We start from the raw sequence: 14,002 nt of genomic DNA, 5'->3' as shown, positions 1-14,002 counted from the left end.
GTACTATACTGTCTTAAACGACTTATAAGCGCGTTTCAGCTTGTATAGGTAAAAACCCAGAAATGTTGTGAAGACATAAGGTGCACATAGTGCAAAAAATTAAAAATAAGACGCCAACTACGTTGTTTTCTTGCTATTTAATCTGCACAGATGAAGATAACTGAATACCTTCACTATCATGGTAAGGGGGCTGGCGAGGCTTGTCAAGTAAGTTTTTTCGTTTCTATAAATCTGGATTTCAGCGTTATGCGCTGGAATAACAACGTAAGGTAAATTTTCAACATCCCAAAATTACAGAATTTATTCTGTTTAATTAAGTGTGAAAGGTTACGATCATGCTGAGTCATTAGAAAAAATTAGAATATACAGAAGCTATAAAAACTGTCTAATAGCGCTACCCAAAACCCTTATCTCCCACTCAAGTTCAACATTAAATTTATCCTTTACTGCATCTTTTACTCTGTTGCCAAGGTTTTCCAAGTCAGATGCAGTTGCATTATCGTAATTGAGCAAGAAGTTACAATGTTTCTTAGAGATTCTAGCTCCACCAATATTTAATCCTAGGCAGCCAGATTTATCAATTAACTCCCATGCTCGGTAGTTTTTTGGATTTTTGAATATGCACCCAGCAGTTTTTCCTCTCATTGGCTGGCTTTTATTTTTTTTCTCAACAATTTCCTTTAACCTTTGCAATATAAGCTCATACTCTGAGTTTACTCCTTTAAACTCAGCTTCAACAAAAATCCAATTTCCTTTTAGGCTATGTCCACGGTAAAAATACCCCATTTCTTCGCTGGAGAACTTATATAGGTTTCCATCCTCTAGGTTCACTGCTTTTATGGATTGTACAACGCTTGCGATGTCACTACTATACGCACCTGCATTCATTTCTATTCCGCCACCAACTGTTCCTGGAATTCCAACTAGAAACTCGAGTCCACTAATTTGTTGCTCTCCTGCAAAGTAAGCAAGGTTCCTGAGCAGCGCAGCACCACCTGCAACAATAGAGTTGTTACCCTTACTTTTAATATATGCAAACTCCTTACCTAATTTTACTGTTATTCCTCGAATGCCACTATCTCGTACTATTATGTTGGATGTTGCACCAATAACACTAACTGGCAGTTCAGTATTTTTAATCAAGTATGTTAAATCTTCAATATCACATGGTTTAAATAACACATCAGCTCGTCCACCGACGTTTAACCACGTCGCTTTAGACATTAAGATGTCATAACGATAGACTCCACGTACTTTAGGTAAGCTTATAAGCATTTTGATTTCAACTCTAGTCCTGCATCCATACCCATTTTCTCCGCATCTTCTATAAATGAAGTGCGCTCAGTGAAGTATATATTTTTTCCACTTGCTAACATACAACAAAGATGTAGCATATTTCCGTTCACATATTCAGCCAAAGCTGCAAGTGGTGTAAAACATGAACCATTCACTGTCTTCATAAAACTGCGCTCTGATTTCACTCTTATAAAAGACATATTATTATTAATTTTTTCTAAAAGATCGATAATTTTTACATTATTTCTTCTACATTGAATACAAATCGCTCCCTGTCCCACTGCACTTAACATAACTTTTGGTGGCAATACCTCTATAATTAAGTGATGCTTTTCTAATCTTATAAGTCCAGCTTCAGCTAAAATTATTCCATCAAAACTTTGATTTTGCAATCTAGTTGTTATATTTCCACGTAGCGGTACTATATTTAAATCTGGTCTAACATTTAACAACTGAACTTTTCTTCTTATTGAAGAAGTGGCAATAGTAGCCTGCTGTGGCAAAGACTCAAGGCTATTGTGTTTATGAGAAATAAACGCATCGCATGGACTTAGCCTTTCTAAAACACAAGGAATTGTTAAACCCCCTGAAAAAAACGCAGGCACATCCTTTAGCGAATGAACTGCCATATCTATATTATTTTCGAGCAATTCAGCCTCAATTTCTTTAATGAATAATCCTTTACCTCCTATTTCAGCAAGATTTGCGTTTGCATACTTATCTCCAGAAGTTTTTATCTTAACAATTTCAATAGATAAGTTAGGAAAAGAGTCCAGCAACTTTTGTTTTGCTTCCAAAGCCTGGGCAACTGCAAGACTGCTTCCTCTGGTACCTATTCTGATTAACATGTATCTAAATTTAACTTAAACAGTACATAAAATTAGTCTACAATCAATTATTATAATTTTAAACCTACAACTTATGTACAACAGGCTTATAGTCAAATCTTTTTCAGTGTTATGCATTTGTTTACTTGCTTTATACATAACACTGCCAAATCTCTTTGATAATAAGCTTTTTATTTCGAAAAAAAGAATAAACTTAGGCCTTGACCTGAAAGGAGGGGCATCTTTGCTTTTAAACATAGACTTAGATTTCTATTTTAAGGAAAAGCTAAGCATGCTAGCAGGTGAGATAAAAGAGACATTGCTAACAAAAAATATTGAATCTAACGTACAAAATAGCGTTGTAACTTTAAATAATATTGATGATTATAAAAAAGCATCTGTGTTGATTAATGCGATAAATCCAAATTTAGAGCTAAATAGAAAAGATTCTTCAATTCTCATTTCGTATAAACCCCATTATAAAAATTCTTTGATCAGTGAAGTAGCTGCAGAATCAATAAACAATGTTCAGCGCCGTTTGGACAAGCTTGGCACAAAGGAAGTCAGCGTTCAAAAACAAGGACAGAATAAAATATTAGTGCAGGTGCCTGGAGTAGAAGACACCAAGCAGATAAAATCTCTGCTTGGCAAAACTGCTAAACTAACTTTTCATTTGGCAAATACTAACATAGCCAAGGTGCAGGATATAGATCACGAAACTACTGTCATGCTCAAGGATTCTTTAGGTAATTCTTATCCAATATTCCGCAAAACTGAAATAGGTGGCGATTCGCTGGTTAACGTATCAGTTAGATTTGGTCACTTAGGTAAACCAACAGTGCATTTTAAATTTGACAGCATAGCGAGTAAAAGATTCGCGAAAATCACTAAAGAAAATATGGGAAAACCTTTTGCAATTGTTCTGGATAACACAGTCTTAACAGTACCTACAATACGTGAGCCAATTTTAAATGGAGAGGGAGAAATTAGCGGTAATTTCACTGAAAAACAAGCAAGCGAACTTGCAATACTTTTAAAATCTGGAGCACTGCCAGCACCACTTAAAATAATTGAAGAAAAAAACATTGGCCCAAGTCTTGGAGAAGAATCAATAAAGGCAGGGGAAATGGCAGCAACAATCTCTATTATAGCCGTGGCTTTATTTATAATTATCACTTACGGCAAATTAGGTATATTAGCTTCTGTTGCGCTTTTTTCTAATGTAATTCTTATATTATCAATTCTCACTCTGCTTGAAGCAACTCTAACTTTACCTGGGATTGCAGGTATTGCACTCACTGTCGGTATGGCGGTGGATGCAAATGTTTTAATATTTGAGCGAATTCGCGAGGAAATCAAATCTGGCAAGAGAGTGGAACGTGCTATTGAAGAAGGGTTTAAAAATGCTATAAAGACAATACTGGATTCAAATATCACTACATTAATTGCTGCAGGAATAATGTTCATTATTGGCAGCGGAGCGATTAGAGGCTTTTCTGTCACTTTATCAATAGGAATTTTATGTTCGATGTTTTCTGCAATCACAGTCACAAAACTCCTGATAGAGTTGTGTATGAACCCGAAGGAACTAGTGCTTTGTTAGTCAACCACCTTCATTCCCACAACGTTATATCCTGAATCGACGTGCAAAATTTCTCCAGTAGTGCCACTACTTAAGTCGCTTAATAAGTATAACGCTGCCTTGCCAACATCCTCTATTGTAACATTGCGTCTAAGCGGAGAATTATTTCTATTCCATTCTGATATGAAGTGAAAATCGCTTATTCCAGAAGATGCTAAAGTTCTGATTGGACCAGCGGAAATTGCATTTACTCTGATATTTTGTGGCCCGAGATCACATGCTATATATTTTACACTTGCTTCAAGTGCTGCTTTACATAAACCCATAACGTTATAGTTTGGCATAACTTTTTCAGCACCATAATAAGATAAAGTAAGTAAACTACCACCACCTGACATCATTTTTCCAGCTCTTTGCGCTAAAGCAGTGAAAGAATAGCACGATATATGCATTGCATTGAGGAAGTTATTCAGTGAAGTATTGACATATTTACCATCTAACTCATTTTTATCGGAGAATGCTATTGCATGCACCAAAAAGTCAAGAGTACCCCATTTTTTCTTTATTATTTCAAAAGCGTTATCTATGATTTTTTCATTTGAAACGTCACAGTGTAATATTAGCTCCACATTTAATTCATCTGCTATTGGTGATAGTTTTTCTTTTATTATTTCATTCTGGTAGGTGATTGCAAGTTCTGCCCCGTGCTCTGAGAGAGCTTTTGCTATACCGCATGCTATCGATCTCTTATTTATTATTCCAGTTATTAACCCCTTTTTGCCTTGTAATAGACTTGCCGTCATAGAACTATCTGTTTTTTATAATTTGGAGTATTAACTAGATAAAGTCAAGATATCACTATGTTTTAAAACATTTTTTTGCAGTAACTTGAAGTCTAGCATTAGCAACACCACTGTTAACAAAAAGGCAGCGATGAGAGTTTCTATAGCTAACCCAAGAAAGGTTTCCCTACGTCATACCGCGGCGGTATGACGGTTCGCGGTGGCATGACGATAACTTCGTCATTTCGCTATGTGTTAGCGGCTAAGAGATACCGCGGCAGTATGGCGGTTAAGTAGGGTGTCATCCCAGTCTGGGATACCTTTGTTGTATTGCCAAAGAGATGAGGAAACTAATGAGCATGACTTACAATGCTTAAGCTTAAAGCATTAGATGCTTTTTACAAGATACAAGGCAGAAACTTATCAATAAGCCCCCATCAAGAATCTTATCTGTTAGCTATATATAAAATTTGATACTCTAACTACAATATACTACTATAGATAAAAGTGTTATCAATGGAGCAAAGTATGGAATTAACAGTAGGAAATAATGTGCCATACTACTATAATACCACAGAAGTGGTATTAATGGAGCGAGATATGAAATTAACAGTAGGAAATAATGCACCTGATTTTAGCTTACCAACAGATTCTGGTGAAAATTTATCATTAAGTGAATTTTTTGATAAAAAAAATGTAGTTCTTTATTTTTATCCTAAAGACGATACTCCGGGTTGTAGGATGGAGGCAAAAGGCTTTAGAGATAAAATAGATGATTTTTCTTCCTTTGACACAGTGATAATTGGTGTATCAAAAGATAGTGTTAAGCGCCATGCTAACTTCAAAGCAAAATATTCTCTGCCATTTTCTTTAGTTTCTGATGAGAATGCTGAAATGTTGGAAAAATATGGTGTTTGGGTAGAGAAAAGTATGTTTGGCAAAAAGTATATGGGAATAGAGCGCACTACTTTTTTAATAGATAAAAAAGGTAAAGTAGTGAAGATTTGGAAAAATGTAAAAGTTAGTGGGCATGTTGATGAGGTTCTGGAAGAAGTAAGGAGAATGTAAACTAAAGAATAGGTTAATGGCTACCCATTGCTACATAAAAAAGCTGAAATTACATAATTTTCGTAGCCACTCAAACTTTGAGCTGGATTCAGATGATAGCTCAGTTGTAATAACTGGCGAAAATGGTATTGGTAAAACTAATATACTTGAAGCAATCTCGTTGCTTGCTAAAAGCAATGGAATGAAAAAAGCAAAAGCCAGTGAGATACAAAATAGATTCAGTAATGAAGATTGGGCAGTGCACTATGATTTTTTTAATGGAACGGATTTTAATTCAATTGGTATCGCAAAGAGTTTTGATAAGAAACTAATACAAATTGATGGAAAAACGCAATCAAGTTATTCATCTCTGTATAAGATATCCAATGTAATATGGCTGATTCCACAAATGGACTATGTTCTTCTTAATTCTCCAAGTGACAGATTAAAGTTTTTAGACCGTATAGTTTCACTGTTTGAAGAAAATTACACTTGCTGCTACATGAAATATAGAAAAGCTAAACATGAGCGAAGTAAACTATTGAGGGAGAACATTTTGAACAAAAACTGGTTCTCTAGTCTTGAAAACATAATGGCCGTTAATGCAGTTAGTATTTTACATATGCGATCTTCTGTTTTAAAAATATTACAAGATACAATTGATAACCATTCCAGTAAGCTTTTTCCGAAGGCAAGTTTGAAATTCAGCAGCCAGCTAACTTTGGACGATACTGCAGAATATTTTCAGAATCGTCTAAAGAAAAACAGAGAAAAAGATTCATTGACTGGTAGAGTAACCCTTGGTGTGCATAACGATAATTTTTGGGTTTTTTGTCAAAAAAGAAACGTACCAATAAATCTGTGCTCCACTGGAGAACAAAAGTTATTACTGCTTTCTATTATTTTATCCAGTGTAAAAGCAAGGTGTATTCATTACAATAGGGCACCACTTCTTCTACTTGATGATATAATGTCTCATCTGGATAAACATTACAGAAAGGCGTTAATAGAGGAAGTGTTAAGTATTCAATGTCAAACTTGGATAACTGATGTAAATCAAGATAATTTCAATAGCTATCTTTATTCTTTCAAGTTTTTTGAATTGTTAAGTAAATAAGTGACAATATCCTCCTGCAAAAGGAAAGAAATACTTACGTCCTTGGTCTTTTATTATATGACTGTGACCTTACCCAGATGATATGAATAAGTATTGCTTGGTTGAAAGCAAGAGAAGATAATAACTTTTCAGAGTTGATAGGTGACAGTTCTTTTGAGGCACTTTCTGCTCTTACATGGAGTGTAGGAAGAAGACCTCGTGACCCAGATTCTGCCACCGGTGTGGCTCACAAAATGTGATGACCTCGTATAGGAGCTTGGAACAACCGGTAACTCTGATATATTGAAACATGCAATTGTGGTTCGCTCTAACCATACATTAAATACATCTTTATTAAACCCTCCTGTGAAGATCATTGGTGCAATAAACTTCTTTTAATCCATCCACCTATTATACTCACTCTTTCCCACTTTTTTCCTGGAACATCAGCATATATTTTTTCTCCTCTTGGAGCTCGTGCATATTCTCGGTATAGAATATATTATACCTTTATCATTCGCTTTTGAAAATACTATAAAACAGAAACAAAAGTGCTGTTTATTGCAGCTTTTGGGTAATTTAATGGTAAAAATTTTAGAGAGAAATTTTATACACTATCACTGATATTTTCCCTTAAGTTGATGCCATTGCCTGAACAGATACACTCGGATTTTTTATATAACTATATTTACTATCTTATTTGGTACAGCATATACAGTGCGAACTTTGCTTTGACCGATCTTACTGGACACAGAGTCTATCGCTATTTTTTTTAATTCTTCTTGGGGTAAGTTAACTGTCACTTCAATTGTTGCACGTAACTTTCCATTGACTTGTACTGCTATAGTTACCGTATCGTCAACTAATAATGATTCATCAGCTTTTGGCCAAGGTTGACCTCCTATTTCTTGCCATAGGCTTTCAGCTAGATGTGGTATGAATGGTTCGATTACTCTAATTAATATACATATACCTTCATCAATAAGAGATTTTCCAGTTTTTACATCTATTTCAGCTATTAAATTCGTCATCTCACGAAATTTTGCCACTACACAGTTTAATCTGCAGTTTTCCAAATCATCTGTAAGTCTGTGTAAGAGTTTATGAATTTTTTTTCTGTACTCTAGAAGTCCACCCGTAATACTTTCATTATCATAGTGTATATTTACAGGTCTCAGCTGCATGACCATACGCTGCAATTTATTTACATAACGAAAACAACCTTCCACGCCATCATCGGACCATTCCATATCTTTTTCTGGAGGAGTGTCGGACAACACAAACAAGCGAGCAGTATCAGCACCATATTTTTCTATGATAAAATTTGGATCAACTGTGTTCTTTTTCGACTTGCTCATTTTTTCAACTTTGCCCACTTGAACCTTAGCTCCTTGTGCAATCAACTCTTTTGCTTCTGCGGGAAATAGCCACTTACCATTTTCGTCTTTATAAGTTGCATGGCAGACCATTCCTTGAGTAATTAAAGTAGAGAAAGGCTCTTTAATATCAAAATAGCCACATTTGGTTAAAGCACGGCAGAAAAATCGTGAGTAAAGCAAATGCAGAATTGCATGTTCTATCCCACCTATATAATAATCAACAGGCATAAAACGATTACATGCATTTTTATCTATTGATTTGTCTTCACTACAGAATGCAGCAAAATACCAGGAAGACTCAAAAAAGGTATCGAATGTATCAGTTTCACGCTCTGCTTGCTTTCCACATTTTGGGCAATCAACGAATTTCCAAGTTGGGTGCTTATCCAGCGGATTGCCACCACTTGTAAATTCTACATCTGCAGGTAGAACCACAGGAAGGTCTTTTTCTGGCACTGGAACAGTTTCGCAATCCTTACAATATATTATAGGTATAGGGCATCCCCAATAACGTTGCCTTGAAATTCCCCAATCATGTAAACGATAGTTTATCGTTTTCTTGCCTATTCCTTTTTCTTCAAGCTTTTTAATGGCTACTTCCTTTGCTTTGCTGACAGTTAATCCGTTTAAGAATTCAGAATTGAACATTACCCCATTGCCGGTGTATACTTTTTTTAAGGTCTCTGTGGCTTGTGCACCCTCTTCACGAACTACAGGAATAATCGGCAAATCATATTTCTGTGCAAATTCAAAATCACGCTGATCATGTGCAGGGCAACCAAAAATCGCGCCTTCCCCATATTCCATCAACACAAAATTCGCTATGTAAAGCGGCAATTCCTTATCAAGAAATGGATGCTTGACGTTTAATCCGGTGTAAACTCCTATTTTTTCGCCATTCTCTCCCTTTGCCTTTATGTTATCAATAAAGTCTCGTATTTCTTTGTCCTTAAGATCCTGCACAATAGGGTACTCTGCTGCTACCGCAAGAAAAGAAGCTCCAAATAAAGTATGAGGAGAAGTTGTAAAAATCTTTAATTTCTTATTTAGACCAACTATTTCAAACTCTATGGTGACCCCTTCAGATTTCCCTATCCAGCGCTCTTGCATTGTTTTGACTTTTTCTGGCCAATTTTTTAGATCTTGCAAGCACTTGAGTAAATCTTCAGCGAAATCAGTAATCTTTAAAAACCATTGGAATAACTTGCGTTTTTCAACAACGGCGCCTGACCGCCATCCTTTTCCATCGGCTACTTGTTCATTTGCAAGCACTGTTTGGTCTACCGGGTCCCAGTTAACCCATGACTCTTTTCGATAGGCAAGCCCATGCTTTAAAAAATCCAGGAAAAATTTTTGTTCGTGTTTGTAGTAATCAGGCTCACATGTGGAGAGTTCACGCTCCCAGTTATAAGAAAGACCTATAGATCTAAGCTGCGCACGCATACTATCTATATTCTCTTTCGTCCATGCCGCAGGGCTAATATTATTGTCCCTTGCTGCATTTTCAGCTGGTAATCCAAACGCATCCCAGCCAATTGGGTGCAAGACCTCAAATCCGCAAGCTCTCTTATAACGTGCTATTACATCTCCTATTGCATAGTTGCGCAGGTGTCCCATGTGAATTTTACCAGATGGATATGGAAACATCTCCAACACGTAACATTTCTCTTGCTTGCTACTTTCGCTTACAGAAAAATTCCACTTATCTTGATAAAATTTTTCAACGTTTTTAAAATCATATTTCATATAAATCCAAATTCAATTACAGTTCATATGCTTCAAAGGATCAACCGCTTGACCGTTATGCCGTATTGTAAAGCACATCTGCGGATCTTTATCCTGCGTACTTGACTTACCTGCAGACCCAATTACTTGACCCTGTTTTACTTTATCACCAATTTCAACATGTATGTTTTTTAAATAGGAGTACACAGTCATGTAATTATCTTTGTGTTCTACTATAATTAAATTTCCATACCATCTCAGCCCTTTGCCTACATATACCACTTTGCCGGGTGCAGAGGCAACTACATTCGTTCCATTTTGAGCAGCAATTTTTATGCCATCCTTACACGTTTCATCAGAAGACGTAGCTGTACCTTTAACTGGCATTACAAATTTACAAATTACCCCCGCGTTTTGCGTATCATTATTATCTCTGTATATCCTGTTTATGATGGCTTTTCTATTTTCTTTTTTTATTAAAGGCTCCCTAATTAAATGGTACTCTCTTGTATATTCCAGCTCTCTTTTTCCGTAAAATTCTTCGCCTTTAAGCAGCACAGGTGCAGGTTTTTGCAGGCCACAGCCTATTAATATTGCTAATAATATAAGAAATGAAGCTATATGCCACATTTTAGATATATCAACTCTCACAAAACTCCAAAATTTTAGCGAGACGTAGTGTTTCACACCTGTTCGTTACTTTCCTCGTTATTTATTTTACTAGTTAAATAATCCCTCAAATCGGTAAGTTCTTGCAACAAATTCTTTGTGACTCTTATATCATTACCAAATTCTTTTTGCACTCCTTTTATTGTATATCCTTTATCATATAGCATGTGTTTTACTTTCTTTATGGCCTCTATACACTTACGATCATATAGCCTTCTTCCTTTACGCTTTGTAGGCTTAATTTGATGAAATTGACCTTCCCAAAATCTTAAAACATGCTGTTCCAAATGTAGCTCTTCAGCTACTTCCCCAATCGTATAAAATAATTTTTCCTTATTCATTAATTATTGATTAATTTTTTTATAATTTTTGAAGGCCTAAAAGAAATTAAACTTCTTGCCTGAATCATCACTTTCTCTGATGTATTTGGTATATTTCCTGGTCTTTCCTTCTTTTTCTTAACCAAGAATGTTCCAAATGACGATATTTTTACTATTCCATCCTTTGCCAAGCTTGTCTTTATTTCGTTCAATATATCATCTATTATCGAAGCAGAGTCTTCTTTTGATAATCCTATTTCTTGGTTTATATTTTTAGCTATTGTTGCCTTAGTTACTGTTGTGTCTTTTATTGTAACGTGATTCATTATTGATAAATATTATAATACGTAAATATAATATAGCAATCGACTCAAGATTCAGCTACCCTATTTTTTAGGGTACGTCTCTTCTGTAGCATAATTTAAAATACTAGCAACTGCCAACATTGCAAATATTGCAAAAAGCGCCATTTGATGATTTGTAAAAAGTGCTAGCATTGACACTATAATTCCGCTGACAATAAACAGAAACCCATTGATAATGGATGATGATGTGCTAATGTATTTTCGTTTCACAATCTCGCCGCCGACAGTAAAATTAAGCATATGTCCTCCCGCAAAAAACCCGAACATTAACATACAAAAGTACACAACGTGGACTGTTAAATGGCTGCATAGTAAAATAATAATTGAGACGCCTTGCAATAAAGCAAAAGCAGAAATTACATATTTCCTATTTTTAAATAAGTTTGAGATTCGATCTGCAATTGGAGCACCAACTGCAAGACCAAGCCATAGTATTGCGGTTGCTATACCTGACTCCATTGTATTGAGTTCTGAGTTGCCCAGTAACCTTGGAGCCCACAGGGTGTTAAGTGCTAAAAATGTTCCAAAAGTAATAGCACCCACCACTGAAGTTATCCAGATATCTCTTAATTTTAGCACTGTGAACATTACTGTTCTTATAGAGTTTTGTATTGTGCATTCTTCTGAACTGCTTTCTGGAAGTGTGTTTGGACAAAAAAGCGTAAGTACAAATATCAACACACCAAACAGTATTATGCATACAATCAGATTCTTCCAATCTGCACCTTCGGCAAGCAAGCTAGAGAACAATATTTGAATTATCAGTGCAGAAAGGCTTGAAATTGTCTGCACTAGTGAAAACATTAGTCCAAATTGGGCGGCGGAAAAACATATGCTACTTGTATGAGCAGCACCAATAAAACCAAATGATGCTCCAGTTGCAATCAACACTTGAGACAAAATCAAATGGGAAAAATTGTTACCGTTAACAAGGATAAGAAACCCGAGGATTATAGTTGATAACGAGAAAGAATAAATTTTTTTACTGGAAAAAACATTAAACGTTGCCCCACTAAAAAATTGTAAGATGGCAAAAGTCCAAGTATATACTGAGTTAGCTAGCGCAACTTGCGTAATTGTCAGTCTAAGTTCTTTTTCGAGATTCACACTTATAAAAGTATAAATTATCTGCATATTGCTGAATATAACAACCAAGTTACTGATCAGCCAAATGAACCAAGCTCTGCTTTCCATAAGATTTATTTTTATAAGTAATCTATTAGAAATTTAACACTAAGTCTCTTTTTAAGCTATTGTTTCCTGAATAAGTGCTGGACTTGATTCCCTTTAGTTTTATTGTATAATTAAATAATTTTATTCTAGAGGTTGGTAATATGGCACCACAAGATACATCTCAATTCAAAAAGTTTGACAATATATTAGCAAGAATAAGTGACACCATTGATTCTGGTAAGGGTGATTCTATTGAGATTTATGATGAAATAAAAAATTAGCTGAGAGAAGAACTTAATAATGTATATGAAGAATGGAAAAGTAGTGAATTTAATCCAAACTTCAGATTCAAATTAGATGATGGTTATGAAGTAGAAACAACACTACTGCACATTGCCATTCAATGCAGGAAAAGTGCTGCACGTGCACCACTAGTCCAATGCTTGTTAGATCAGGGAGCTGATTCCAATGTACAAGATAGTCCTTATAGTAGTTTTACCTTAACCTGTGTCCTAATGCCTTTTTTAAACCACCCGTGTCCAATCCATAGCTGTACGAACATTCATTTTTGAAGACAGCAAATGGCGTCATTCCAGTCTGGAATCCAGAAATTTTGCTTATAACTAAGCTGATGAGCTAAAGGTAGTTGTCTTACGCTAAAACAAACGCTTTTAATTAAGTTGCATAGAACCAGTGTCTGGGCACTGGGATGACAAGAAAGGAGCACTGGAATGACATCATAGGGGCTACTTTCATGACATCATTCTTTTTCCTGGATCCAAGTAGTCAAGCTACTCGGATGACATCAGACCTGCTGCGAAAAGGTATATACTAATTTCAGGGTGAATTAGGCTAAAATAGCAGCAGGCTAAAACCCATGCCTCAAATTCACCAAACCTTCAATAATATTAAATCTCATGTTATATTTTTTCTGAAAGTTACGGTAAACGTGCGACAAAATCTTGAATATTTTCAATTCTCGTATCTTATTTTCGACCCTCATCCTAAATGATGCCAACTCTCGGTTGTGCTCCTTTTGCTCCTCAGTTAGTGGCTTCTTTCGGTATTTTTTGTATGGTATCACAACGTTACTTTGCAATTTTTGCCATCCCTGATAGCCAGAATCGGCATGCTTTATACTGTCTGTAGGCAGCAATTTCTCCTGTTTTCTTATCCGAAAATCGTGAATTCTCCCACGGTGAGATCTTGAAACCGATAAAATTTGCCCTCTTTCTTCGATCACAATTTCTGTTTTCATTGTGTGCACTTTTTTCTTGCCAGAGTAACTTTTCTTCCGTTTTCTGCTTTCTTTTGGCTGCTGTATCTGCTGCTCTGTAACATCTGCCAGTATCTTCAAAATCCTCTCTGGCGTTAGGGTTCTGTCCTTTTTTATAGTAATTTTTTTTGCCAACAGTGGTTCCATTTTCTTCAAAAGTCGGCAAATATTCGCATTATGTAAGTTGAAAAGGCAGCCTAAAAATCTGTGGGTTATGTAGGTCCGATAATACAAAATTACGCACAACATTTTATCTTCCAGTGTCGGTAAATTAGCAATTCTTCCGTGGCGCTTTTTCTGTCTTTCAAGCTTTTTCCACTCTGGACGGACTTTTTCCAAGATTTTTCGAATTCTTCTATTTTCAATCCCGTTACATCTCGAAAATTTCTCGGGTGTTTACTTACTTTATGGTAATTCAGACTCATTTTCCCTCACTTTTTATTTCTCTTTTTCATACTTTACCAT

General features: G+C 35.7%; 12 protein-coding genes and 1 pseudogene. 4 read left to right on the top strand and 9 right to left on the bottom strand.

Going from position 1 to position 14,002, the window contains the following annotated elements; translation table 11 throughout:
• Positions 1-372 precede the first annotated feature (372 nt).
• Together murB and hemC are read right to left on the bottom strand one after the other, a co-directional pair.
• Positions 373-1,275, bottom strand: a complete 903-nt coding sequence (gene murB / locus OZD70_RS05415; protein ID WP_275021387.1) for a UDP-N-acetylmuramate dehydrogenase — start codon at positions 1,273-1,275, stop codon at positions 373-375.
• A complete protein-coding gene (gene hemC / locus OZD70_RS05410; protein WP_275021385.1) occupies positions 1,266-2,144 on the bottom strand; it encodes a hydroxymethylbilane synthase in 879 nt (292 codons plus the stop codon). The genes murB and hemC overlap by 10 nt, the downstream gene beginning before the upstream one ends.
• 73 nt (positions 2,145-2,217) lie before the next feature.
• Here hemC and secD point away from each other — a divergent pair, with 73 nt between their 5' ends.
• Positions 2,218-3,726: a protein translocase subunit SecD gene (gene secD, locus OZD70_RS05405; RefSeq protein WP_275021383.1), complete on the top strand. Its 1,509-nt coding sequence runs from the start codon at positions 2,218-2,220 to the stop codon at positions 3,724-3,726.
• Here secD and OZD70_RS05400 read toward each other — a convergent pair.
• Positions 3,723-4,508, bottom strand: coding sequence for an enoyl-ACP reductase FabI (locus OZD70_RS05400; RefSeq protein WP_275021380.1), 786 nt, complete (start codon positions 4,506-4,508; stop codon positions 3,723-3,725). The genes secD and OZD70_RS05400 overlap by 4 nt on opposite strands.
• 579 nt (positions 4,509-5,087) lie before the next feature.
• Here OZD70_RS05400 and bcp point away from each other — a divergent pair.
• Both bcp and recF read left to right on the top strand, forming a co-directional pair.
• A complete protein-coding gene (gene bcp, locus OZD70_RS05395; protein WP_275021508.1) occupies positions 5,088-5,555 on the top strand; it encodes a thioredoxin-dependent thiol peroxidase in 468 nt (155 codons plus the stop codon).
• Between the two features lie 16 nt (positions 5,556-5,571).
• Complete coding sequence (gene recF, locus OZD70_RS05390) at positions 5,572-6,651, top strand: DNA replication/repair protein RecF (protein WP_275021378.1); 1,080 nt, start codon at positions 5,572-5,574, stop codon at positions 6,649-6,651.
• Positions 6,652-7,304: 653 nt separating this feature from the next.
• On the opposite strand, the gene leuS is transcribed toward recF, so the two are convergent.
• The 5 genes from leuS to OZD70_RS05365 are packed head-to-tail and all read right to left on the bottom strand — an operon-like array spanning position 7,305 to position 12,222.
• Positions 7,305-9,755 carry a leucine--tRNA ligase gene (leuS, locus tag OZD70_RS05385; protein ID WP_275021376.1) on the bottom strand — a complete coding sequence of 817 codons (2,451 nt, stop codon included), beginning with the start codon at positions 9,753-9,755 and terminating at the stop codon, positions 7,305-7,307.
• 12 nt (positions 9,756-9,767) lie between these two features.
• Positions 9,768-10,364: a murein hydrolase activator EnvC family protein gene (locus OZD70_RS05380; protein WP_275021506.1), complete on the bottom strand. Its 597-nt coding sequence runs from the start codon at positions 10,362-10,364 to the stop codon at positions 9,768-9,770.
• A 53-nt stretch (positions 10,365-10,417) separates the two neighbouring features.
• Positions 10,418-10,744 carry a MerR family transcriptional regulator gene (locus OZD70_RS05375; RefSeq protein WP_096617391.1) on the bottom strand — a complete coding sequence of 109 codons (327 nt, stop codon included), beginning with the start codon at positions 10,742-10,744 and terminating at the stop codon, positions 10,418-10,420.
• Positions 10,744-11,049 (bottom strand): integration host factor subunit alpha, encoded by a 306-nt coding sequence (locus OZD70_RS05370; RefSeq protein WP_275021374.1) that lies wholly within the window; start codon positions 11,047-11,049, stop codon positions 10,744-10,746. The genes OZD70_RS05375 and OZD70_RS05370 overlap by 1 nt, the downstream gene beginning before the upstream one ends.
• 60 nt (positions 11,050-11,109) lie before the next feature.
• Positions 11,110-12,222, bottom strand: a complete 1,113-nt coding sequence (locus OZD70_RS05365; RefSeq protein WP_275021504.1) for an MFS transporter — start codon at positions 12,220-12,222, stop codon at positions 11,110-11,112.
• Between the two features lie 748 nt (positions 12,223-12,970).
• Here OZD70_RS05365 and OZD70_RS05360 point away from each other — a divergent pair.
• Positions 12,971-13,096, top strand: coding sequence for a hypothetical protein (locus OZD70_RS05360; protein ID WP_275021372.1), 126 nt, complete (start codon positions 12,971-12,973; stop codon positions 13,094-13,096).
• A 33-nt stretch (positions 13,097-13,129) separates the two neighbouring features.
• Here OZD70_RS05360 and OZD70_RS05355 read toward each other — a convergent pair.
• Positions 13,130-13,962, bottom strand: a pseudogene (locus OZD70_RS05355) (transposase family protein).
• Positions 13,963-14,002: the final 40 nt, after the last annotated feature.

It is taken from the genome of Wolbachia endosymbiont of Drosophila tsacasi (assembly GCF_028982115.1).
GTDB classification, from domain to species: Bacteria; Pseudomonadota; Alphaproteobacteria; order Rickettsiales; family Anaplasmataceae; genus Wolbachia; species Wolbachia pipientis_B.
This window is presented reverse-complemented; position numbering and strand designations above follow the sequence as displayed.

What these genes read in the sequence shown, in the direction of transcription:
- murB (WP_275021387.1), bottom strand. Translation starts at nt 1,275, where the DNA reads ATGCTTATAAGCTTACCTAAAGTACGTGGAGTCTATCGTTATGACATC.
- hemC (WP_275021385.1), bottom strand. Translation starts at nt 2,144, where the DNA reads ATGTTAATCAGAATAGGTACCAGAGGAAGCAGTCTTGCAGTTGCCCAG.
- secD (WP_275021383.1), top strand. Translation starts at nt 2,218, where the DNA reads ATGTACAACAGGCTTATAGTCAAATCTTTTTCAGTGTTATGCATTTGT.
- OZD70_RS05400 (WP_275021380.1), bottom strand. Translation starts at nt 4,508, where the DNA reads ATGACGGCAAGTCTATTACAAGGCAAAAAGGGGTTAATAACTGGAATA.
- bcp (WP_275021508.1), top strand. Translation starts at nt 5,088, where the DNA reads ATGAAATTAACAGTAGGAAATAATGCACCTGATTTTAGCTTACCAACA.
- recF (WP_275021378.1), top strand. Translation starts at nt 5,572, where the DNA reads ATGGCTACCCATTGCTACATAAAAAAGCTGAAATTACATAATTTTCGT.
- leuS (WP_275021376.1), bottom strand. Translation starts at nt 9,755, where the DNA reads ATGAAATATGATTTTAAAAACGTTGAAAAATTTTATCAAGATAAGTGG.
- OZD70_RS05380 (WP_275021506.1), bottom strand. Translation starts at nt 10,364, where the DNA reads ATGTGGCATATAGCTTCATTTCTTATATTATTAGCAATATTAATAGGC.
- OZD70_RS05375 (WP_096617391.1), bottom strand. Translation starts at nt 10,744, where the DNA reads ATGAATAAGGAAAAATTATTTTATACGATTGGGGAAGTAGCTGAAGAG.
- OZD70_RS05370 (WP_275021374.1), bottom strand. Translation starts at nt 11,049, where the DNA reads ATGAATCACGTTACAATAAAAGACACAACAGTAACTAAGGCAACAATA.
- OZD70_RS05365 (WP_275021504.1), bottom strand. Translation starts at nt 12,222, where the DNA reads ATGCAGATAATTTATACTTTTATAAGTGTGAATCTCGAAAAAGAACTT.
- OZD70_RS05360 (WP_275021372.1), top strand. Translation starts at nt 12,971, where the DNA reads ATGACAAGAAAGGAGCACTGGAATGACATCATAGGGGCTACTTTCATG.